Annotated in this window: 16 protein-coding genes and 1 pseudogene; 9 read left to right on the top strand and 8 right to left on the bottom strand. The window is 62.8% G+C overall.

Annotated features, from left to right (window positions below; all coding sequences use genetic code 11):
• Positions 1-100 precede the first annotated feature (100 nt).
• From VIQ49_RS03175 to VIQ49_RS03165, 3 genes are all read left to right on the top strand, one after another.
• Positions 101-2152, top strand: coding sequence for a hydantoinase/oxoprolinase family protein (locus VIQ49_RS03175; protein WP_331880665.1), 2052 nt, complete (start codon positions 101-103; stop codon positions 2150-2152).
• Positions 2153-2195: 43 nt separating this feature from the next.
• Positions 2196-4208 carry a hydantoinase B/oxoprolinase family protein gene (locus VIQ49_RS03170; protein ID WP_331880663.1) on the top strand — a complete coding sequence of 671 codons (2013 nt, stop codon included), beginning with the start codon at positions 2196-2198 and terminating at the stop codon, positions 4206-4208.
• A gap of 112 nt (positions 4209-4320) precedes the next feature.
• Positions 4321-5952 carry a thiamine permease gene (locus tag VIQ49_RS03165; RefSeq protein WP_331880661.1) on the top strand — a complete coding sequence of 544 codons (1632 nt, stop codon included), beginning with the start codon at positions 4321-4323 and terminating at the stop codon, positions 5950-5952.
• Between the two features lie 158 nt (positions 5953-6110).
• Here the strand turns inward: VIQ49_RS03165 and VIQ49_RS03160 are convergent, their stop codons facing one another.
• The gene (locus VIQ49_RS03160) at positions 6111-7727 is read right to left on the bottom strand and encodes a PucR family transcriptional regulator (protein WP_331880659.1); all 1617 of its coding nucleotides are present in this window, start codon (positions 7725-7727) and stop codon (positions 6111-6113) included.
• An 80-nt stretch (positions 7728-7807) separates the two neighbouring features.
• On the opposite strand from VIQ49_RS03160, the gene VIQ49_RS03155 reads away from it, so the two are divergent.
• The 3 genes from VIQ49_RS03155 (at position 7808) to VIQ49_RS03145 (ending at position 11693) form a co-directional block, all read left to right on the top strand.
• A complete protein-coding gene (locus VIQ49_RS03155; RefSeq protein ID WP_331880657.1) occupies positions 7808-9319 on the top strand; it encodes a CoA-acylating methylmalonate-semialdehyde dehydrogenase in 1512 nt (503 codons plus the stop codon).
• A gap of 35 nt (positions 9320-9354) precedes the next feature.
• A complete protein-coding gene (locus VIQ49_RS03150) occupies positions 9355-10749 on the top strand; it encodes an aspartate aminotransferase family protein (RefSeq protein ID WP_331880655.1) in 1395 nt (464 codons plus the stop codon).
• A gap of 518 nt (positions 10750-11267) precedes the next feature.
• Positions 11268-11693: an IclR family transcriptional regulator domain-containing protein gene (locus VIQ49_RS03145; protein WP_331880653.1), complete on the top strand. Its 426-nt coding sequence runs from the start codon at positions 11268-11270 to the stop codon at positions 11691-11693.
• A 55-nt stretch (positions 11694-11748) separates the two neighbouring features.
• Here the strand turns inward: VIQ49_RS03145 and VIQ49_RS03140 are convergent, their stop codons facing one another.
• From VIQ49_RS03140 to VIQ49_RS03130, 3 genes are read right to left on the bottom strand one after another with little or no spacing between them, the layout of a single operon-like run.
• On the bottom strand, positions 11749-14061 hold the full coding sequence (locus VIQ49_RS03140; RefSeq protein ID WP_331880651.1) for a CHAT domain-containing protein: 2313 nt from the start codon (positions 14059-14061) through the stop codon (positions 11749-11751).
• Between the two features lie 3 nt (positions 14062-14064).
• Entirely contained in the window at positions 14065-14982 is a 918-nt protein-coding gene (locus tag VIQ49_RS03135) for a hypothetical protein (RefSeq protein WP_331880648.1), read from the bottom strand.
• Between the two features lie 24 nt (positions 14983-15006).
• Entirely contained in the window at positions 15007-16731 is a 1725-nt protein-coding gene (locus tag VIQ49_RS03130; protein WP_331880645.1) for a caspase family protein, read from the bottom strand.
• Positions 16732-17087: 356 nt separating this feature from the next.
• On the opposite strand from VIQ49_RS03130, the gene VIQ49_RS03125 reads away from it, so the two are divergent.
• Complete coding sequence (locus VIQ49_RS03125) at positions 17088-17405, top strand: LysM peptidoglycan-binding domain-containing protein (protein WP_331880642.1); 318 nt, start codon at positions 17088-17090, stop codon at positions 17403-17405.
• Positions 17406-17472: 67 nt separating this feature from the next.
• Here the strand turns inward: VIQ49_RS03125 and VIQ49_RS03120 are convergent, their stop codons facing one another.
• Both VIQ49_RS03120 and VIQ49_RS03115 read right to left on the bottom strand, forming a co-directional pair.
• Positions 17473-17850 carry a VOC family protein gene (locus tag VIQ49_RS03120; protein ID WP_331880640.1) on the bottom strand — a complete coding sequence of 126 codons (378 nt, stop codon included), beginning with the start codon at positions 17848-17850 and terminating at the stop codon, positions 17473-17475.
• 11 nt (positions 17851-17861) lie between these two features.
• The gene (locus tag VIQ49_RS03115; protein WP_331880638.1) at positions 17862-18620 is read right to left on the bottom strand and encodes an ArsR family transcriptional regulator; all 759 of its coding nucleotides are present in this window, start codon (positions 18618-18620) and stop codon (positions 17862-17864) included.
• 150 nt (positions 18621-18770) lie between these two features.
• Here VIQ49_RS03115 and VIQ49_RS03110 point away from each other — a divergent pair, with 150 nt between their 5' ends.
• A complete protein-coding gene (locus VIQ49_RS03110) occupies positions 18771-19595 on the top strand; it encodes an SHOCT domain-containing protein (protein WP_331880636.1) in 825 nt (274 codons plus the stop codon).
• Between the two features lie 84 nt (positions 19596-19679).
• Here VIQ49_RS03110 and VIQ49_RS03105 read toward each other — a convergent pair.
• Positions 19680-20281: pseudogene (locus tag VIQ49_RS03105) on the bottom strand (alpha/beta hydrolase); the annotation flags it as partial.
• Between the two features lie 53 nt (positions 20282-20334).
• On the bottom strand, positions 20335-20937 hold the full coding sequence (locus VIQ49_RS03100) for a TetR/AcrR family transcriptional regulator (protein ID WP_331880633.1): 603 nt from the start codon (positions 20935-20937) through the stop codon (positions 20335-20337).
• A gap of 195 nt (positions 20938-21132) precedes the next feature.
• Between VIQ49_RS03100 and VIQ49_RS03095 the strand changes: the two genes are divergently transcribed.
• Positions 21133-22212 (top strand): hypothetical protein, encoded by a 1080-nt coding sequence (locus VIQ49_RS03095; protein WP_331880711.1) that lies wholly within the window; start codon positions 21133-21135, stop codon positions 22210-22212.
• Positions 22213-22290 lie beyond the last annotated feature (78 nt).

Here is a 22290-nt window from a genome sequence, read left to right as displayed (position 1 = left end):
CCAGTGCTATCGGTGCCGGTGTTGGGTGATGAGCCAATTGTCGGTCTCGCCCTGAGGAGGTTTCGTATGACCGTCCGAGTTACCCGTCGAGGAGGCACACATGACCGAAGCCATCAGCAGGCCGCGGAAGATTCGCACGGCCGTCGACATCGGTGGAACGTTCACCGATATCTTTGTCCAGCACGGCGACGGTGCGATCACCACCGCGAAGTACCCGACCCAGTCCGACCCGATCGAAGGCGTCCTTGCCGGTATGGCTCGGGCGGGCGTCAGCTGGGAGGACGTCGAATTCTTCTCTCACGGAACAACAATCGCGACCAATGCACTGATCACCCGAACTTTCCCGAAGATTGCCCTCGTGACCACTGAAGGATTTCGCGACGTCATCGAGATCCGTCGTGGTGACCGCGAGTCCTGGGACCCGTACGAAGAGGTCGGCAAGCCATTTGTGCCGCGTCGCCACCGACTCACGGTGGCAGAGCGGATCGACTACGACGGCAAGATCCTCGAGCCCCTGGACGAGGCCGGTGCTCGTGACATCGCCCGGATCCTGAAGCGTCGTGGAATCGAAACCGTGGCAGTGTGTTTCATCAACGCGTTCACCAACCCAGTCCATGAGAACCGGATGGCGGAGATCCTCGCGGAGGAGCTTCCCGGCGTCGCGGTGACCACCTCGAGTGATGTTCTCCCGGAAATCTTTGAGTACGAACGATTCTCGACGACAGTTGCCAATGCGGCACTCGTTCCGATCATCGGGCCATACGCACGTACGCTGGAGGCCCGGCTGGAGGAGAGCGGCTATACAAACGACGTCTTGCTCCTGCACTCGGGCGGTGGCGTGATGACCCCGAAGATGGCCGAGAAGTATGGTGCGCGCCTGGCTGCGTCGGGCATCGCCGCCGGGGCAATCGCAAGCCGTCATATCGCGCGACAGTGCGGCTACGAGAACTCGATCGGATTCGACATGGGTGGTACGTCCACGGATGTGTCCCTGACCGACAACGGGGTTCTGGGCACGACCAACATGTGGAGTGTCGAGTTCGGATACCCGATCTGCTTCCCGAGTATCGAGGTGCTGACGATCGGAGCCGGAGGTGGGTCGATCGCCTGGCTCGACGACGCCGGATCGCTGCGCAATGGCCCGCAGTCTGCTGGGTCTGATCCCGGACCGGCGTGTTACGGAGCTGCCGGTGAACTCGCGACCAACACTGACGCCAACCTGATCCTGGGGACCATCGGCAAGAAGCTGGCCGGAGGTGTCAAGGAACTCGACGAGGCGTCTGCGTTCAAGGCGGTCGAGAAGGTCGCCGCACCATTGGGTCTCGATGTGGAAACCGCGGCCCAGTCCATCATCAAGGTCGCCAACGCGAACATGGCGGACGCGGTTCGGCTGATCTCGATCCGCAAAGGTCACGACCCTCGCGACTTCGCCCTGGTCGGATTCGGTGGCGCCGGTCCATTGCACGTCGCGTATCTGGCGAGAGAACTCGGCATTCCGACGGTCATCGTTCCGCCGCACCCGGGCGTCACATCGGCGATGGGCTGCATGCTCGTGGACGTCCAACACGACATCACGAGGATGTATCTCACCGACTCCGCGGACGCGGACCTCGGTCATCTCGCCGAGACCTTCAAGGAACTCCAAGAAGAAGGCCGCGAGCGACTGACCGCAGAGCACGTCGACAACGAGGACATGGTGTTCGAGTATTACCTCGACATGCGCTACAACGGCCAGTGGCGGGCGATCGCGGTACCGGTCACCATGCCGTTCAGTGGTCTCGATGACGTGGTGGCGACATTCCATGCCACCCACCTCAAAGAGCACAACTACGCGAGCGACGATGCAGGCGTGGAGATCTACCGAATCTCGGTTCGTGCCATCGGCCTGACCCCACGAGTCGACGCCAAGCCCGCCGAACTGATCGATCCCGCCGACTTCACCCCGGTGCCGACGGAGATCCGTCAGGTCCTGTTCCCCGACGAGACGGCTCGACTCGAGACCCCGGTGTACGACAGGACTGAATTGCCTGCCGGTGCCGCGTTCGTCGGCCCATGCATCGTCGATCAGCTCGACTCCACCACCGTTGTTCCGCCGCACACCTCCGCCCGTGTTGACGCCTGGGGCAACCTGATCCTCAATCATTTTGTCTGACACTGTATCTGACACACAACACCTACCGTTAGAGGGATATGACATGCCAACTTCACTTGATCCAGTGACGTTCGAAGTCCTCAAGAACGCCTTCATCAACACCGTCGACCAGATGGCAGAGCAGATTCTGCGAACCTGCTACTCCTTTGTCATCTACTCGCGCGACTTCTCGTCGGCACTCTGCGACACCAACGGAGACACCGTGATGCAGGGCACCGGCGACATCGCCGCTCACGTCGGCACCCTCCACTACACGGCCAAAGCCGTGATCCGGCAGTTCGACGGTGACATCCACCCCGGCGACGTATTCGTCATCAACGATGTGTATGAAGGCGGCAGCCACTTCAACGACACCCGGATCATCCGCCCGATTTACTACAAGGGAGAACTGCTCGGTTACGCCCAGGCCAACGGACACTGGGCCGATGTGGGTGGGGCGACTCCGGGCTCGTTCAATGTCAAGGCACTCGACCACATGGGTGAAGGCCTGCGGATTCCCCCGACCCGCCTGTGGAGCAAGGACCAGTTCCTCGAGGACGTCGCGTATCTGATTGCCAAGAACACCCGCAATCCCCGCGACATCATCGGTGACATGCAGGCCCAGGCCGAAGCGACCCGGGTTGCGGAGCGCGAAATCCAGCGTCTCTGCGACAAATACGGCGTCGAGACGGTCAAGACCGCAATGGCCGATGTACAGAACTACGTCGAAGATCTGACGCGGGCCAAGATCAGTGCCCTGCCCGATGGTGTCTGGTACACCGAGGACTACATCGACCAGGATCCGGGTGAGGAAGAAGGCCTGATTCCCGTCACCATGAAGATGACCATCGCGGGTGACACCGTCCACTACGACCTCAGTGGATCGCACGCGTCGATCGCGTCGATGCTCAACGCCGGGTTCGGCGGTTCCTTCGCCGGCATCGTGGCCGGAACCAAGATGCAGTTCCCGGACATCCCCTTGAACTCGGGCTTCTATCGGGTCGTCACCGCTGACCTCGGTCCGGTCGGCTCGGTCGTCAACGCCGACTGGCCCTCACCCTGCGCCGGATTCTGTTCTGGCCCTTTCGAAAAGATCATGAGTTCGGTCTTCGAGATCTGGTCCGACATTCAGCCGGAGCGCGCCATGGCATGCACGTTCAACCTCGAGTACCTGTTGGTGGGCGGACGGGACAAGCGGAAAGACGGCGACACCAGCTTCATGTGGTACGACTGGATGATGGGAGGCTGGGGAGCCCGCAACGGTGGTGACGGACACAATGTCTCGGCCGCGGTGTTCGGAGTCCAGTACGGCACACAGCCTTTCGAAGGTCAGGAGCGTCTGGCGCCCGTTCTCACCACACGCCATGAAGTGGTACCGGATTCGGGTGGCCCCGGCAAGTTCCGCGGAGGTGTCGGCGCCGAAAAAGGCGGTTACCTGACAGACAGCAGCAAGACGGTGATGTCCTACTGCTGTGACCGCGAACGGTCGGTGACCTGGGGCCTGTGGGGCGGACTGCCGTCCATCCCGCACGGAGTGTGGCTCAACAAAGGAACCGACCGTGAGGAGTACCTCGGTTCGATCTTCGCTGCGGTCCCGATCAAGGCCGGCGACGAGTTCACCCGGCCATCGGCCGGTGGCGGCGGTCTGGGCGATCCGCTCCAACGCGACGTCGACTCCGTCCTCGAAGACGTTGTCGACGGCTACGTCACCATCGCGCGGGCCGAGAAGGACTACGGGGTTGTCGTCAAGGAGATCGATCCCGAGATCTTCGACTACGAAGTGGACGTCGACGCCACACTCGCAGCGCGCGAATACATCCGCAGCAATCGACACGCATGGATGACGCGGGATCCGCTTGCCGTCTCCGCCGAATACAAGTCGGGGCTCATCAACGAGATGGACTGCCTGCGCCAGTACGGCGTGATCCTGGATTGGGGTAGCGGAGAGGTCTTGACGACGACCACCGAACAGTTCCGCGCCATGCTTTCGCGTCGCACCATCGTCCACTGGACCGATGATGCGAGCGTCGACTATATCAAGGGAACGCTGACCGCTCAGGACTACGCGACCGTCTAGCTCGACTTGAATCCTGCTGTCTGGGTGCCTCCTCAGGGCCGCGGGGGCACCCAGACCCGCTTTCGCTCACCTCAATATCTGTTCCGCGTCACAACTCACATAGGAACCAGTCATGACCACAGAAGCACGCAGACCTGCGGCCAGTGAAGTACCCGACCTCGCAGTCACATTCACCGACGATCCCCACGTACTGGCCAAAGCGGCCGGTGAAGACTATTCGATGCACATTGTGCCGAGATCCTGGCGGACCTCCCGGACGTCGGTGTCGATGGCCTGGTTCGGATTGATGAGCGCGATGTTCTTTGTCGTCATCGGCGCGACGGTCGCGCTGGCAGTCGGCACCATCAACTCGATCATCGGAATCGGCCTGTCGGTGGTGGCCTACGGGGCCATCAATTCGGTTGCTGCCAGGGTTGCGAACGAGACCGGCACCAGCGTGTCCCTGTTCTCGAGAGTCCTGTTCGGTCGCGCCGGATCAGCTTTCGCAGCAGCACTGTTCGGAATCACCATCGCCTACTATGTGGTGGCTGAAGGGTCCATCGTCGCATCGGCGCTGCATGCCTATTTCGGGGCGTTGCCGATCGCGTTCTGGTCGCTGGTTGTTGTCCTCTATCAGGCGCCACTGGCGTGGCGTGGAGTGACAACGTGGCTCGACAAGCTCAACGGAGTGCTGTTGCCGCTGTACGTGATCGGCTTGGTCGGCTCGGTGGTGTGGACCATTGCCGAGTATGGCTACAGCAACGATTGGCTCACTTACACGCCGGAATCCACCGCCGATCTCGGGGTACCCGGCTGGTGGTACGCATTCGTGATCTACATGGGCGTTTGGGTCGTGACCATGATGGCGTGGGACTACGCCCGATTCGGGCGACCCGAAGATGCAAAGTTCAACGCTCGGTTCAGCTTTGGCACTCCTTTCTACATCGTCACCCTGTTGGTGAATGCGATGGTCGGGATCTTCCTGGCGCAGACCATCACGATCGCCGGTCCGGTGTCCGAGGAATCCGCGATCTTGGGGATTGTCGGCATGATGGGGATCTGGGGTTTGCTGTGGGTCGTCGTGAGTCAAACCAGGGTCAACAGTGGCAACTTTTACCTGGCGTCGACGAACTTTCAGAACTTCTTCGCACGCACGCTGAAGTTCTCGATGCCCCGCACGTTCTGGGTCGTGGTGGTTGCAGCTCTCGTCTACCTGATGATGCTGACCAACGTGCTGACATGGATCGTGCAGGCACTGCAGTACCAGGGCGTGGTGATCGTCGGATGGGTGGCGATCGCGCTGACCCACATAGTATGGATGCGCCTACGGTCGATCCCTGCCGATTCCCTGGAGTTTCGGCCCGGTCGCGTGCCCGCGGTGAACCCGGCGGGCGTGATCGCATGGGGAGTCAGCTCTGCGGTCGGGATCGTCATGGTTGCCGCAGGGGGAGCGGTGGGTGCGGTGTGGGCGCCTCCGGTGTCGTTTGTTCTGGCAGCCGCCATCTACGGCGTCGCGCTCGGTTTCAGTCGCGACGGCTGGTTCACCATGCGTCGTCCCCACGATCCCCGTGACGATGTCGATGACATGTGGGAAGCCCGGATTCAATGTCACCGATGCGAAGACAGCTATATCGCCTACGAGATGGACCGGGACCCCTCCGTCGGCCATGCACCGATCTGCTTGGCCTGCGCCTCCGATGATCTCGATTTCCAACGGGCCGCGGACGCGGAGGCTCGGCACTTCCGAACAGCTACGAGGCACTGAGTCATCTGGCCGCGGAGATCGTGACGTCGACACTCCGCGTCGGTATGAACCTGTGGTTGTCGGTCACCACCTTCTCGTAGTGCGTGCGCGCTACGGATAGATTTTCCGCCGACGTCATTGTCTGCGCAGTCGTTACTCGCCGGCACCGGCAGGGGTGATCAGTATTCACCGCTGCCGGTGCTGTGGCGTGAATCGAGTATGAGTAGTGCCGTGTGCAGCGACGTCCGCGATTCGGCGTCCTCGAGGGAGACGCCGAGGAGTTTCTCGATGCGGGCCAGTCGAGCATACAAGCTGGGTCGTGAGATGTGTAGGCGGGCAGCAAGTTCTGTCTTGTTACCGCCGACGTCGAGGAAGGCTCGGAGGATCTCGACGTCGTTGCCATCGTGGCGGGCTTGATAATCGAGGATGTTGCGGAGTTCGGTCTCGGCGAACCGCTGCACTCTCGGATCGTCACGAATGAGAGCGATGAGACCGCGCAATCGAATGTCGCCGACGCGATGGAACGGTCGGTCGGACTCAGGAAAGGACAATGCCACTTCGGCAACGTGATCGGACTCGGCGAGACCTCGCGCCGCGTCGAGCAATCGGTGCGACGATGACCCGACCCCGATGACGCAATGGTCGATTCCGGTGATCCGAAGTAGCGCTGTGCGGACCCCGGTGCACAGGGTGGCGAGGTCCTGGTCGGAACTGTTGGTGGGGTGGGCCAGCAACACGTCGATCTGGTCGGGCCGACGTCCGGCGGTGAGTGCGGTCATCCGGGCGACGCCCACTGCATGTGTGGCGGCGTCGAGTGCGCGGACCCGGAGTTGCTGTGCGGCAACTTGATCGGAAGTGCTGTGCCGACGGAGCCGGATGGTCAACGGTAGATAGTCCGCTGTGGATCCGAGGCCGAGCGCACGTGCCCGGGTGAGTGCTTCGGCTTCGTCGGTGATGGTTCCGGTTCGCAACTCATCGATGAGTCCGCTCTGCGCTTGCAGTTCGAGTGTGGTGAGGTCCTGCTCGACCATGCGCCGCAACGCGAGTGCCTGAGCCGCGCGTTCGAGAGTCATCCGGATACGCTGGCCCGGGGCGGTGGCGGCCGGGGCGATGAGCCTGCCCCACTCCTGTCCCGTGGGGCCTACCGATGTGATGGTCCAGATCGGTTCACCGGCCGCATCCACCGGACCTCCCAGACGCGAACGGCGTTGCCACTCCTCCAGCAGGTCGGTGGTACTGATGTCGACGGCGGTAAATGCCAGAACCTGCCTGTTCAGGTCTTCCAGGACCACTGATCCTTCCAGGAGTCCGGCTGCGGCAGCGACGATCTCGGCCAGCGACGCCCGCCGCATCCCCAGGTCGGTGAAGATCTCGTGGACACGGCGTGCGTAGTCGACCTCGGAGTACTGGTCGGCGACGATACTGCGATGTACAGCTTCGGTGATCGCCACAAATCGGGTTTGCCGATGGAGCGCGATCACGGGAAACCGCAGTGACCGTCCCGCGAGAATGACGTCCGCCGGGACTTCGGCGACATGGACTCCGAGTTCGAGGACCAGCCCGACCGCCCCTGCGGCCGCCAGGCCCTCGAGGTATCTGCCGCCGGCGCCGATCTCGGTGAGCGCGGGACCGGTGGTCAAGACGAGCTCACCACCTTGCAGCAGGTCGGACAGGTCGGGGAGATCGCTGACATGGACCCAGCGCACTGGCTGATCCAGCGATCCGTCGCACACGACCTCGGGTGCGCCAGCTTGCACGACGGGGAGTTCCAAAATGTCGGCGATGGTCGGCTGCATGTACAGAGTGTAAAGAGTTGGCGGGTTTCCAATACAAGATGGTGGGTCTGATCTCGGATTCGGTGCGGCAAGCTGTGGACATGACACTTGCGCCAACGGAAACACGCACCATCTCCCACTGGGCCACCGGCGCCGGATTCGCCGGCTCGAGCGACCGCACCGCATCGGTGACGAACCCGGCCACGGGCGCCGTCACCGGGGCTGTCGCACTTGCGAGCGCGACCGATGCCAAAGCCGTGATCGATGCCGCCGCGGCGGCCTTCCCGGCCTGGCGTGACACCTCGCTGGCCAAGCGCACGTCGGTGCTGTTCGCGTTCCGTGAGTTGTTGAACGCTCGTAAGCACGAACTCGCGGAGATCATCACCGCCGAGCATGGCAAGGTGATCTCCGATGCGATCGGTGAGATCAGCCGGGGTCAGGAAGTGGTCGAGTTCGCCTGCGGCATCGCACATCTGCTCAAGGGCGGCATGACCGAAAACGCCTCGACCAAGGTCGACGTGGCGTCGTTGCGACAGCCGCTGGGGCCGGTGGCGATCATCTCGCCGTTCAACTTCCCGGCCATGGTTCCGATGTGGTTCTTTCCGATCGCGATCGCCGCCGGAAACACGGTGGTGCTCAAGCCGAGTGAGAAGGATCCGTCGGCGGCGATCTGGATGGCGAAGCTGTGGGCCGAAGCCGGTCTGCCTGACGGCGTATTCAATGTGCTGCAAGGTGACAAGGTCGCGGTCGACGAACTATTGACCAACCGCACGATCAAGGCCATTTCGTTTGTGGGGTCGACACCGATCGCCCAATACGTCTATTCGACAGGTACCGCGCACGGCAAACGTGTTCAGGCGTTGGGCGGAGCCAAGAACCATGCGATCGTCTTGCCGGACGCCGATCTGGATCTGGCGGCGGACGCGATGGTGAACGCCGGATTCGGTTCGGCGGGGGAGCGGTGCATGGCGATCTCGGCGCTCGTCGCCGTCGGCGACATCGCCGATGAGCTGGTCGCGAAAATCGCCCAGCGCACCGCCGGACTCAAGGTCGGCGACGGAACGCGCAACACAGATATGGGACCGCTGGTCACACAGGCACATCGAGACAAGGTGGCGAGCTATGTCGATGCCGGGGAAGCGGACGGTGCCACGATCGTCGTCGACGGCAGGGGCGTCGCCGTCGACGGCGACAACTCCGGGTTCTGGCTCGGACCAACGCTGATCGACCATGTCACCACCGACATGAGTGTCTACACGGACGAGATCTTCGGGCCCGTTCTCTCTGTTGTACGAGTCGAGACCTACGACGAGGCGATTGATCTGGTGAACTCCGGTCCGTTTGGGAACGGCACTGCCATCTTCACCAATGACGGTGGGGCGGCGCGACGTTTCCAGAATGAAATCGAGGTCGGCATGGTTGGGATCAACGTCCCGATCCCGGTGCCCACTGCGTACTACAGTTTCGGCGGCTGGAAGAATTCCCTGTTCGGCGACACCCATGCCCACGGCATGGAAGGGGTGCATTTCTTCACTCGCGGAAAGGTTGTCACCACCCGCTGGCTCGACCCGAGCCACGGCGGCATCAATCTCGGGTTCCCCGAGAACAACTAGATCCCAGACCGCAACGAGCACCGAGGAATTCGACAATGACAGCGTTTGTCAGAAACCGACTCCCGAACGACCTGGATCTCGACACCGCGATCGAAGAGGGTCGACGCGCATACCAGCTCGACAGGGAACACGTCTTCCATTCGTGGTCGGCGCAGGCGCATCTGACCCCTATGACCATCGTGGCCGCCTCGGGGTCGTACGTGTGGGACGGCGACGGGAACCGTTTGCTGGACTTCTCGTCGCAGATGGTCAACACCAACATAGGGCACCAACATCCGAAGGTCGTGGCCGCGATCGCGGAGCAGGCGAACAAGCTCTGCACAATCGCACCAGCACATGTCAACGACGCCCGCTCGGAGGCTGCCCGGTTGATCGCCGAGCGCACTCCGGGCGACCTGAACAAGATCTTTTTCACCAACGGTGGGGCCGATGCGGTGGAGCACGCGGTGCGGATGGCCCGGCTGCACACGGGGCGTCACAAGGTGCTCGCCCGGTACCGGTCGTACCACGGCGGCACCGACACCGCGATCAATCTCACCGGCGATCCACGCCGCTGGCCCAACGACTACGGAAACAGCGGCGTCGTGCACTTCTCCGGGCCCTTCCTGTACCGTTCGGCCTTCCACTCGGCCGACGAGACGCAGGAGACCGAGCGCGCCCTGGACCATCTCGATCAGCTGATCCGGCTCGAAGGCCCCGACTCGTTCGCCGCGATCATCCTGGAATCAGTGCCCGGAACCGCCGGGATCATGGTTCCTCCACCGGGTTACCTCGCCGGGGTCCGGGAGATCTGCGACCGTTACGGGATCGTGTACATCGCCGACGAGGTGATGGCCGGCTTCGGGCGCACCGGAAAATGGTTCGCCATCGATCATTTCGACGTCACGCCAGACTTGATCACCTTCGCGAAGGGAGTCAACTCGGGCTACGTTCCGCTCGGCGGTGTCGCGATCAACGAGAAGATCGCCGCGACATTCGCCGACCGTCCGTACCCCGGCGGACTGACGTACTCCGGTCATCCGCTGGCAACAGCGGCCGCCGTTGCCACCATCAATGCGATGACCGAAGAGGGCATCGTCGACAATGCGGCACGGATCGGGGCCGAGGTCCTGGGCCCCGGACTGCGGGACCTCGCCCGCAGGCACCCGTCAGTGGGCGAGGTGCGTGGCCTCGGCGTCTTCTGGGCGATCGAACTCGTCGTAGATCAACAGACGCGGGAACCGTTGGCACCCTATGGTTCATCGAGCGCGGCGATGAACGAGGTCATCGCCGCGTGCAAGTCCTCAGGGCTGCTCCCGTTCGCCAACTTCAACCGCATCCATGCGGTGCCGCCGTGCACGGTCACCGAATCAGAGGTTCGCGAGGGCCTGAAGATCCTCGACGCGACCCTCTCACTCGCCGACAGGTACGTCGGGACAACAGTCGGTTGAGGGAACGGGCTATCCAACAGAACAGCTGATGTGTCGACCGTTCGGCGGACGGAGTTTGCATTTCCGCTGGTGAGAGAGGCTGCGGGCGTCAGACAAGCGTTGCATCTGCTAAGTAGCATGGCCCTATGCGAAGGCCCGAATTGTCATTCGGTGCAGATTCTTCGGGGCCGCCGGATGCTGCGAGACAACGAACTGGCCGCCGGTGCGAGTGCCACCGCCATCCGCTCACCCACGCGTAGGTCCTTGGTCTCGCATTCTCGGGGTCTTGCACATTCGCGAGATCTACCTTCCGACAACAGAGTCTGGTTCGTCGTCGTACTTGACCTCTGGGTCGACACATCACGATCGAGGTAACCACCATGGCTGAGAATGTTGAATACGATCTCGACGGTGTCGCGGACTCGGTCGTCACAGCATAGGACCAGACCGCAGCGACCGAATACAGCACCAGCGGCGCCGACGGAGACGCCGGCACTCACGCTGAGTCCCCTGATTCAGTTGGAGCAACACCACTTTCGGTGCGCTACGCGGTCCTTCTCGCCTCTTGTTCAGGTAACCAGATCCGGCTCATCGACCGAGATCCGGATCATGAGTTACCGGGCGCGACCGTGATGCGCCAGAATCCGCTCGCCTCGGCCATCGGCAAGATCATGTTGGCCAGTATTGGAATCGATCGTAACGACACACTTCGGCAACTGACCCCACTCACCACCACCGACCGCGATGCCCTCGATACGCATCTCGACCAGATCCGCGTCACGGGTATCGCCACAGAAGTCGACGAATCACGAATGGGCCGAAGCGCCATTGCGGCGCTTGTTTTGGGGGAGAACCGTCAAGTCGCCGGTGCATTGAGGGTGATCGGGCGGACCAGTCGGTTCGCGGTATCGGATTCCGACCTCGTCGATCTGATTCAGAAGCATGCGAGTGAATCGCGACTGTGAGCCCGAAAAGCCAAACGATGCAACCCGCGCAATCAGGAAGTTCCGGTCGACCCGACTACGCCTGTACCAGGCGGCCCCCGTTCCGCCAAGTGCGGGTGAACAACACGACACACGCAACGACGAGGAGTCCGAAGATGATGGCCAGAATCATTGGGGCGGCCGAGTCGTCGTGCAGCTCGTAGAGTTCCCGAAAGCGGTCGAAGAGGAAAGCAGTGGATACCCCGGCCCACCCGATGACGAGCCCGACCTGAAGAGAATGCTCGTGGATTGCGGACGCGACAAGCGGTACGAGTAATGCTGCTGCCGCGATCCAAAGCCCACCGAGCGGCTGACTGATTCGCCCTAATGCAGGCCATGTATCGGGCATGGAGTAGTGATGCACCAAGATCACAATGCAAGCCGATCCGCCCATCAGAAGAGCAACCTGAAAGTGCCTATCGCTGAGGGGGAGTCGTGGTCGAGGTGAATTCACGCGGGTAGACAACAACGCAAGAATCGCCACGCCCGCGGCGACGATCCAGCTCGAGGCCCCGATGATCAGTATCCATATGGCGATACCCCAATCGCTGCTCCAAGCTGACAGCGAGCCTCCCTCACTGATCCACAGCGTGAAGAGTAGCCACGGACCGATCACAACGCCGCTCAGCATCAATCCGAAGCCGATCTGACGTGTGCGTCCAGAACTGGCGAGAACTCCGGCAAGGCCGGCGATGAGGGCGAACGAGAGTATCGGGACCATGCGGATCCGGAATTCATCTGTGGTCAGCAGTGTTTTGCCGGAACCGTCATTTGCAAAGGGCACAAACGGGTGCACAAACATCAGCGCGGCCCCGAGGATGGCCAGACCGGCGGCAACCAGACACAGCATCAAACTCGGTGCGACTGGTTTGGTGTTGGCCGGTGCCTGATCCGACGCGTCGGGACGCGGGGCTACGCGGCGTTCTGGACGCGGGGTCGGGCCGGGAGGGTCAACCGGTCGCCGGCTCGGTTGTCCCACTGGACCCGATTCCTGCCGCGACCGCCGATCCGGCCATTGTTCTGGAACCGGAAACGACGGCTGTCCCGATACCGGCCGCGACGTCAGATCCGGCTGCGGCTCTGACGCCGGAGACAACCGCGGCTCTGAAACCGGAAACGAAATGGGTGGGAAGCTGCGTTGCTCCGGTGGCGCCTGCACCGGGGCGGGGTTTGACGGTGGATTGGGCACGGTGGTCGGCAACGGATTCGACGGTGTCCTCGGTGACTGATCCGTCAGACGGAACAGCCGCGTCGACCCACCCCGGATGTACAGCACCGGTGTCACCCACTCCAGGGTGTTGGGCAGTCCGAGGATGGATTTTCGTCCGCTGAGGACGGCGCGGTCGATGTCGCGACCCTCGGCTACAGCCGTGTAAAAGCCGCGGGCGAACTCGATGGCAGCGGCATCGCTGACGGTGAACTGCATTGCGGCAACGGCACTGACACCGCCACGAGCGAGGGCGGCGGCAGTGCCCGCGAAAAGGTCGTCCGATGCGGCGCGCCCTGACGAGCACGAGTTCAGCACAACAAGACGCGGAGTGGGCTCGGCTTCGTCGAGCAACTCTGTCAGGCGTGATGCCTCGACCATATCGGCGCGGCCGTCCTCACCCACCAGCGCGATGCATCCCTCGGCCTTCACCGGGTCGTAGTCGCCGTGACCGATGAAGTGCACCACATGCCACGTCCCGGAGAGCAGATAACGATGCACGGTGCTCCACGATGCCTGGGGCACACAGACCAACTCGATCCGATGCTGGTCGATCTCTTCACGCAAAGCCGCTCTCAGCTGGGCGATCTCGGCCTCGGTGTTCAGCGCTCCGAGATTTCTCGGAGACGCTACGAAGCACAGCACGCGCAGGGGAGGTGTCACCTCGAGGGGTAATGGGTCGAAGTCCGGTGCCGGGATGTGCCGGACGAGCGGCCTCTGCCGGCAGAGATACCTCCCATCGTCGGGATCGAACAACATCTCCCATGGGACCGCCGCCAACTCGGGGGCCGTGAGGCTCAGCACCAGCCGAAGTCGTTTGCGCTGGTGCTGCGCAGCCCCGAGGCTGGCCCGATATGCGTTGTTGACGGCACCGTCGAACACTGCACGAAACAACCCTGTGCCGACCTCGTGTAATGACTGCTCGCTGACCGGTATGGCGCGCCGGGCCGAGACGGATGCGGCCAGGATCGCGTTCTCGAGGTCATCGCGCCGGTTCACGATGTCGTGGATATCGAGGTCGAACACCGCGGACGGACGTCCACCCGACGGTGCCCTGATCACTCTTGCCAGGTAGCGGTCGGGGTGATCCGCATGCGGATAGGGGCCGATCTCGAGATGAAAGTCGATCTCTCCGGTGGCCATGGCCTACTCCTGCAGGGCGTCGTGGATTCGCCGCGCCACCACGGGATCACTCAGGTACCCGCTGATGCCATGCTGATTCGGCGTTCGGTTGTCGACATCGATCTTGTTCTCGATGGCCGGCGTCGGTGGATTGATCGTGAAATGCGTGGCATCGAGAGGGCGCAGCGCGACCGCGTCGTGTGGATCCATGGCGTTGAACCAGGCTCTGACACACGGAGGTGTACGGTTGCCGCCGACATCCCCGATTCCCGGTGCTCGATCACGGATCGCATTGACGGCCAACGGACTCCCGACGGTGATCAACTGCGGTACCTTCCAGTTCCGGTTCTCGCCCTCGCGCATCAGGAGCGTGTAGGCGACAACGGTGCCCAGCGAGTGCGCGACGACAACACTGTCGGCGCCCGGTGTGAAGGCTCCGATCACCCCATCGTCGATGCGACCGCGGATGGTGCGGTTGGTGAGGTACTGGAAGACGTCATAGGTGGCCAACGCGATGGTCACCGCACTCAGGCTGCCGTTCTGGTCGAGCTTCTGCAAGAGTGCGCGCATCCACCTCCAGTTCAGGGGGCCACGTTCCGTGGCGGATATTCCGCCCTGGGCACATACCTCCGCATCGGAAATCTCCTGCTGTTGCTGCACTTTCGTGAGGACCTCGAACATGAATCGCTGTGCTTCGCTGTTGAGGGTCGGTTCACCACGCAGGATGACATCTGGGACGTCGCCGTCTGTGAAGCCTTTTGCCATGCGGTCGAGGGTGTCGCCGTAGAACGGGAATCGGACCTGGTCGGTGGTGATCGGAGCCAGTGCCGGATCGCTTTTCGCGAGTCCCTCATTGAGGCTGTCGATCCACTCCTGTTTGAGTGCGGCCGGGTCTTTGCCCTGCTGCGATCGACCGTGGATGAAGATGATCTCTCGGGACATTTGTTCTCCTCGTGTCGGATCGGATCAAGCGGGTTCGAACAACAGATCAGTTGCGGCACTGCCGAAGACCGTCCACAGCGATGGCAGGAGATGGCCTCGGAGTTGGCCGGTACGGGACCACAGCGCCGGGCGGTCGTCCGGGATGAGATCCCAGCCCTGCGTCAGTAGTGGGAACGGCGTCACGAGTTGTGCGCCGAATCCTGGCCGAGATGACGACTCGGCATCCAGCAGGGCGAGATCAAGGAATTCGATACCGTTGCGCTGCTCGGCCAGTCGCGTTCGCAGTTCTGCCAAGCGATCCAGATCCTGGCGGCTGTGGAGCGCGTACGCCTGATACACGGAGAGGGTCAGGTCGTCCGGCCGGCCGCGGGACAGCAGAGCTGCCAGATCGACGCCGTCCAGAACATCCGGGTGGCGACGACGCTGTGCCGACGCGGTGGCGATCGCCTTGATCCGCCGAAGGTTCTGCTCCCGACCCGTGGTTGTATCCGGTTCAAAGAAGACTGCGCTGATGTGGCGTCCGACGACATGCACCTCCAATACCTGACCCTCGACCATGGGAAGCATTGTCGCCGTGTCATTGTCGAGTTCGAGTGTCACCATGTGTGTGCCTGATCCAGAAAAGTCGACGACCCCGCCATCGGTGGCCACCGCCCCGCCGGGCGACATCGCCCGACGAATCGACGCACCCCGTACACGGAGGCAACGCCGGCCACCCTTCGCCGGCGGTGCCGCATCTCCGGTTGCCACCGGATCGAGCAGCGAACGAATCGAGCTGGCGAACCGTCCTGCGCCCTCGGATTCGGCCAGCACGAGTTCGCTCTCGAATGCCTCCGGCGGACCGACTGCCGCCCGGTAGAGGTCCGCCGTGATCGTGGACAGCGACCGCCGGGACACCGTGCTCTCCAAGTTGGTGGCGCCGATACCGCGGAGTATGGGCCCGTCGTCGCCGCGATCCACGCTGGCGAGCCATCGCTTGTTCACACCGACCTGAACGTCGAACGTCGGCGACTGATCCATGTCGAGATCCAGCTCGGCGAGGCGCGCGCTGACCGCAGCCTCGAGATAGACGCAGAGCGGATTGGTGTAGATGTACCAGCGTGGGTCGCCGTGGTTGCCGCGCACCATCACATCGCGCTCCAGTCCCTGCGCATCGTAGAGCCGACCGTGGAGCGCCTCATGGAGTACCGAAGTGTAGATCCCCTCGGCGGCAACGGTATTGATCTCGATTGCGGCCTCGCCCTGCGCGCTTGCGTAGAAGACGTCAACACGCGGTCGAGATCCCGTGCCCAGACTGTTGGGAAACGCGGAGACCGGGGTGAGTGACTGCGTGTCGAGGTCGTGCGCGGGTGTTCTGCAGGCATCCGAGATGATCACGACGTGCGGCGTCTTGCCCCGTTTGGCCGCTTGGATGCTCTTGCCGACACTGATGGCGGCGTTGCCGCGGTTCGGTGCGTCCGACAGCATCCAGGTTTCGATCATGTCGACCAGCAGTCCGTGGCCCGCGAAGTAGACGATCAATTGGTCGACACCGGCGGCGACGAGTTCCTCGACCGCGGTCAGGACCCCGTCCGAGGTGACCTTGGTGCCTGCGTCGGTGAGCAGGCGGACGTTTGCCGGTTCCATCCCACCGCGTTCAGGATCGACTGCCCAGTCGTGCATCTGCCGCGCGCCCGACGCCGCGGCGCGCAACACCGGCATGCCGGCGCCTGTCCGGTCGACGCCGATGAACACTGCTCCCCGATGCATCGAAAAGCCCTTCTGTCAAAGGATTGTCGTGAAACTGGCTCGCGGGCACAAGTGGGTGTCAGCAGAGCTGTGGCCGAAGTGCGTCTGCTTGGCGAACCTCCAATGCGGGGGATTCCTTCAATCGTCTGACGTGTGGTCGATGAACACACGAGTAGTGCACTACCTGTCTTGGACGACGACTACCTGGCCCATCTGAGGGGGCGGTCGCAGCACTATTACTCGTCGCCGCATGTCCCGGTGTCGAACGATTGACGTAGCGCACTACTCGTTACTTCGGTCAGCGGTCAGACCACGATCGGTCCCAGGCGCACCGGGCCACGGGCGGTGCGGAAATCACAAGGCGAGAGGACATGATCATGGCCAAGAAATACAAGGTGGTCTCAGGTGACACATTGTCGGCATTGGCAAAACGGTTCTACGGCGATGCCGATCTGTTCGAAGTGATCGCGATCGCGAACGAGCTGCCCGATCCGGATGTCATCAGGACCGGGCAAGTACTGTTGATCCCGGGACTGACCAAGAAGTACAAAGTGGTTGCGGGAGACACGCTCTCGGAATTGGCAGCAAAGTTCTACGGGGACAGCTCGATGTTCCCGCTGATCGCGGCGGCCAATCAACTCTCCGATCCAGACTTCATCACAGTCGGCCAGATACTCCGGATACCCGACCTCTGAGTCGGGGGTTGTTGCCCCCGCCAGAAGGGTCTGACCGCCCACGGAAAGTTCCGTGCCTGACGTGGTGTCAGGCCGGCTGAAACAACTCGACCAGGTTGCCGGCAGGATCGGCGATCAGGACCTGGCGACCACCTGGTCCGGTGACCGCTTCGCTGCGGAATGTGACGCCTGCATCGCGGAGGTGGGTGATCTCGGAATCGAGGTCGCCGACGATGAGGTGGATGCGATTGCGGCCTGCGCCGGAGGTGTCGGCCGGGGTGGCGCGGGCCCCTGAACTGGCCGGGCCGGACAGCAACAGTCGCAGCGAGCCGCGGATGACATCCGCGAAGGCAGGCGCGGGGTTGGTGTGCAGTGTGAATCCGAGGCTGTTGGTATAGAAGTCGATCGCGGCGGGCACGTCATCGACGATGTAACGGACGCTGGCGTATTCGGTTGGCGCAGACATCATTACTCCATTCAGGTTTCGGTGGACAGGGTCGGAAGCAGATGGCGGATCCGGGTGTCGATCTCGGCGGCAGTGGCCTGGAATTGCGCGTAGATCTCGTCGTCGGAGCCGCAGGTTGCGGCCGGGTCGGGAATGCTCCAGTGGATTCGTCGGCTCTCGCCGCCGAACTCCGGGCAGACTTCGCGGGCCTTGTCGCACAGGGTGATCACGGTGTCGAACCGTCGACGCTCGAAGGTGTCGACGTGACGGGGCGGCTGATCGGAGATGTCGATACCGAACTCCTCTCGCAGGACCCGGATCGTGTTGGGATGCATGTCCGGCTTCGGCCGGGTGCCGGCGCTGACCGCGCCGACCCGGCCACTGGTTCGAACGTGGAGCAGCGCTTCCGCGATTGCTGAGCGAGCACTGTTTCCCGTGCATACGAACAGCACATTCATCGGCTTTGTGTGCACGAACGGATGGGGTGTGGGTGCCGGATCGAGCGCCGGATGCAATGCCGTCCCGGTGCCTGTCAGCATCTCGGCGCAGCGGTCGAGTTCGAGGTGGTAGTAAGTGTCGCGGCCATCGAAAGAGCTGCGTGCGGCCCTGACCAGCCCGCCATTTCGCAGCAAGCGCAAGTGGTAGGAAATCAGATTCTGGGACTCGTTCATCAGTGTCACCAGCTCTCCAACGCGGTAGTCGCCGGAGGACAACAACGCCATCAACCGCCACCGCAATGGATGGGCTGCCAGATGCAGAAAAGGCGGGACGGTGTGTCGTGATGCCACCACACCTTCAAGCGTACACCCGATACATCAAATCAGTTTGATGTATTGAGCCGACATATGCGCTGTGGGCCGTCCGAACGATCCTCCGACCGTCGGCTCGGGCCGGATTTGTGTAGGCTCACGACGAATCCAGCCGACGAAGGATCCACCATCATGAGGGCAACTCTCACCCCCGAAGCCGAACGCGCGGTCGCCGATATCGCGGACCGCCATGCGTTGTCGCAGGATGCCGTACTGGCGATGCTGTTCGCCGTCAATTCCGGTGGCGGCACTATGGCCCAGTTCTCGATTCCCGAGCTCGGTGGATCGGGCCAATGGATGCGGGGCGGCATGACGATGGTCGGCAACATGTTCGACAACGGCCTGAAGTCGAGGGTCGACGCGCTGTGCGGCGAATTGTCCCAACTCCTCTCCACCGTCACGGTGTTTCCTCGCGCAACGGTGGATTCCTCGGGAGGTAACACGTCGGGCAACTGGTGGCCGAGTGACCTCGGCATGCCGAGCTCATCTGGGGGGCAGAACAACACCCGCTACGCCATCTTTCCGAACACTCGGCGTCTTGCGATCCAAGTAGATGGTCGCACAAGGGTTTTCGACACCGGCGACCATTCCATCGGCGGCGTTCAGCAGCAGCAGGGTGGCGCCTACGGCTCGGTGAACTTCACCAGTCAGTTCGGGACGTTCGACGTGTCGAGTCTCCGAGAGCTCGGGACGCAACAGGTCGCCGATACTCCCGTCGCCGCACCTTCGGCGGGGCAGATGTCGCAACCTGCACCGGCCGCGGCGCCCGACGTACAGAACATCCCTGGTCCCACAACCACTTTCGCGACCCCGGGTCAGTCGTCCTCTTCAGGTCCGTCCAGTGACGCCGACGCAATCGTTGCCGCGATCGAATCCTTGGCCGGACTACATCAACGGGGCATTCTCACCGACGAGGAGTTCGCCGCGAAGAAGTCCGAACTGCTCGGTCGACTCTGAGGCGACGGGTGATGGTCGCCGTCGAGTCATAGCTCGCGTAAAAATGCGCGGAGTCGATCGAGGACGAGTTCCGGACGCTGCCCGCCGGACGTCTGCGTACTCGCCGCGAACCCACCTGAGCATCTCGCCGGTGAGCGACGTCCGATACCAGCGTGAACCCGCAACTGCGTGGCCCGGCTCGCTCAGTCTGCGCACGTAGAGATCGGCACCGGGCGGTAGGAATCCGGCACCGGCCCAACGGCCGATGAATCGCAGGTATCGGCCCTCGGGGTCGGCGATGATCTTCGGTCCTACCATCGGGATCACCACGGGAAACTGGTACCAGAGCCGCCACAGATCGGCGATCACGGTCCGATCTGCCGTGACCCAGGGGCCGAGTGTGTTGAGTCCGAAGAACCCGACGACTTTTCGGGGTGGCGTGCCATCAGGATCGAGGCAACGGGGCCGCCCCAGTCGTGCGCCACCAGCCGGACCTTGGCCACCCCCAACCGGTCGAGGATGGCGACCAGATCGTCGGCCATGTCTGCTTTGCGGTAGCGGTAGCGGTCGCGTGGAGCCTAGCTCCAGCCCGCGCCGCGCAGATCGGGACACAGGACGCGATACCCGTCGGCCACCAGCGGTCCCATCAATTCGTGCCATTCCCACCAGTTTTCGGGGAATCCATGGACCATCATGACAGCCGGTCCCACGGTGTTCGAGGCCACAAACCCACCGCATCTGGTGGCTTTGCGTGGGAAGACTACTTCGGTACCTGTAATCCGATCATCAGGGCGTCGACGAGGCCGTCGAAGTGCCTGGTCGTTTCCTCGACGGGTCTGACGTGGGTGAGGATGCGGTACAGGGTGGCGCCGATCAGCGCGTCGGCGACCGCTTCGAGGTCGACCCCGGCCCGGATGTCTCCGGCGTGTGTCGCACCGGTGAGTCGGTGGAGCAACGCGTCATGGTGGGGTCCGGCGAGTTGGCTGTAGAGGGCGTCGCCATCGAGCGAATTGTCGGCGGCGGCGACTGCGAGCGCTCGACTGAGGGCAACGTTGCGCGGCGAGCCGAGGTAGGCCGCCTGCCCGTGGAGCCAGGTGCGCAGGTCGGCGCGGATGTCGCCGGTGTCGGGCAACTCGAACTGGCGATTCTGCCCGTAGGCGTCCATGACTGCTTCGGCGACCAGCGGTGCTTTCGATGGCCAGCGGCGATAGAGGCTCTGTTTCCCGACGCCGGCGAGGTTGGCGACGTGGTCCATGGCGACGTCCGAATAGCCGCCGGTGACCAGGATGTCGCGTACCGCTTCGAGGATCGCGTCGTGGGTCGCTTGGCTCCGGGGTCGGCCGGGGCGCGGCACTGCTTCCATGGGGGCAGCTTACGGTCGTCGTCTACCTCGACGAGGGGTTCGACCTGGTTCGCCAAAAGCCCGCGAATTACGAGAAGGAATGTCTAGTATTAGCCCGACTCGATCACGCCGGGACATCGACCCGGAAACCGTCTACGCCTCACCGTGCGACCCGATGGGCCGACAGGTGTCGAACCGAAGGAAGCCATGGACAAGTTGCAGAACAAGCTGCGGGTCATCCAGTGGACCACCGGCAAGGTCGGAAAGCTCAGTCTGCGGGGCATTCTCGATGATCCGCGGCTGGAACTGGTCGGTGTCTACGCGTACTCGGACGACAAGGCCGGCACCGACGCCGGACCCCTGTGTGGGCGGCCCGATACCGGGGTGGTCGCGACCACCGACATCGACGCGCTGATCGCACTGGGTGCCGACACCGTCTTCTACAACCCGTTCATGGCCGACCTCGATCACGTCGTCCGACTGCTCGAAAGCGGACTCGACGTGATCAGCACCAACCTGTTCCTCAACATCGGCGGTATTCAAGGCGAGACCGAGGAGAAGCTCGCGGCTGCGTGTGAGCGTGGCAACAGCTCGCTCTACATCTCCGGAATCAATCCCGGCTGGATCAACACGATGGTGACGGCGATGACGGCGGTATGTCGTGACGTCCAGCAGGTGTCGATCTTCGAGTCGGCGGACTGCTCGGTCTATGAGTCGGCCGAAACCTGGCAGGCGCTGGGCTTCTCCCTGCCGGAGGCCTCGGACGCCGTGCTGGAGATGGCGAAAATGTGGTTGAGCACGTTCCGCGACTCCGTCGGTCGCATGGCGCTCGCGCTGCACTACGACCTCGACGACATGGAGTTCTTCATCGAACACCAAACCGCTTCGGAGGACGTCGATCTCGGCTGGCTGCTGATGAAGAAAGACACCATCGCCGCGATCCGTGCCGGGTGGAATGGCAAGGTCGACGGAAAGACGGTCGTCCAGTCCAACGTCGCCTGGTATCTCACCAAGAAGCTGAACGGGGACTGGGTGTTCGACGACGATCACTACCAGGTTGTCATCAAGGGCGAACCCGAAGTCCGGACCCGCATACGTTTCGTCCCGCCCGAGCACTGGGGCAACCACGAATGGGACACGATGACCGCCATGCCGGCGGTCAGCGCTGCGTTCAACGTCGCCGCGGCGCCGGCGGGGATTCTGACCCTCAAGGATGTGGGCTTGCCGTGTGCGCCTGCAGGAATCTGGAACAGAGAACGCAGCGAGGGCCACTCGGGTGTTGCCGCTCGCGTGTGACCAAACCTGACGGGCAGGGGGTCGGACTGACACCGGCTGGTTGGCGCCTGCCGTAGTGGCCAGGCCGTAAAGATTTCG

It is taken from the genome of Williamsia sp. (genome assembly GCF_036566845.1).
Lineage (GTDB): Bacteria > Actinomycetota > Actinomycetes > Mycobacteriales > Mycobacteriaceae > Williamsia.
Note: the sequence above shows the minus strand (reverse complement) of the source record. Positions and strands in the feature narration are given on the sequence as shown.

Excerpts from the sequence above, each read along its gene's own strand:
- VIQ49_RS03175 (WP_331880665.1), top strand. The coding sequence starts at position 101 with ATGACCGAAGCCATCAGCAGGCCGCGGAAGATTCGCACGGCCGTCGAC.
- VIQ49_RS03170 (WP_331880663.1), top strand. The coding sequence starts at position 2,196 with ATGCCAACTTCACTTGATCCAGTGACGTTCGAAGTCCTCAAGAACGCC.
- VIQ49_RS03165 (WP_331880661.1), top strand. The coding sequence starts at position 4,321 with ATGACCACAGAAGCACGCAGACCTGCGGCCAGTGAAGTACCCGACCTC.
- VIQ49_RS03160 (WP_331880659.1), bottom strand. The coding sequence starts at position 7,727 with ATGCAGCCGACCATCGCCGACATTTTGGAACTCCCCGTCGTGCAAGCT.
- VIQ49_RS03155 (WP_331880657.1), top strand. The coding sequence starts at position 7,808 with ATGACACTTGCGCCAACGGAAACACGCACCATCTCCCACTGGGCCACC.
- VIQ49_RS03150 (WP_331880655.1), top strand. The coding sequence starts at position 9,355 with ATGACAGCGTTTGTCAGAAACCGACTCCCGAACGACCTGGATCTCGAC.
- VIQ49_RS03140 (WP_331880651.1), bottom strand. The coding sequence starts at position 14,061 with ATGGCCACCGGAGAGATCGACTTTCATCTCGAGATCGGCCCCTATCCG.
- VIQ49_RS03135 (WP_331880648.1), bottom strand. The coding sequence starts at position 14,982 with ATGTCCCGAGAGATCATCTTCATCCACGGTCGATCGCAGCAGGGCAAA.
- VIQ49_RS03130 (WP_331880645.1), bottom strand. The coding sequence starts at position 16,731 with ATGCATCGGGGAGCAGTGTTCATCGGCGTCGACCGGACAGGCGCCGGC.
- VIQ49_RS03125 (WP_331880642.1), top strand. The coding sequence starts at position 17,088 with ATGGCCAAGAAATACAAGGTGGTCTCAGGTGACACATTGTCGGCATTG.
- VIQ49_RS03120 (WP_331880640.1), bottom strand. The coding sequence starts at position 17,850 with ATGTCTGCGCCAACCGAATACGCCAGCGTCCGTTACATCGTCGATGAC.
- VIQ49_RS03110 (WP_331880636.1), top strand. The coding sequence starts at position 18,771 with ATGAGGGCAACTCTCACCCCCGAAGCCGAACGCGCGGTCGCCGATATC.
- VIQ49_RS03100 (WP_331880633.1), bottom strand. The coding sequence starts at position 20,937 with ATGGAAGCAGTGCCGCGCCCCGGCCGACCCCGGAGCCAAGCGACCCAC.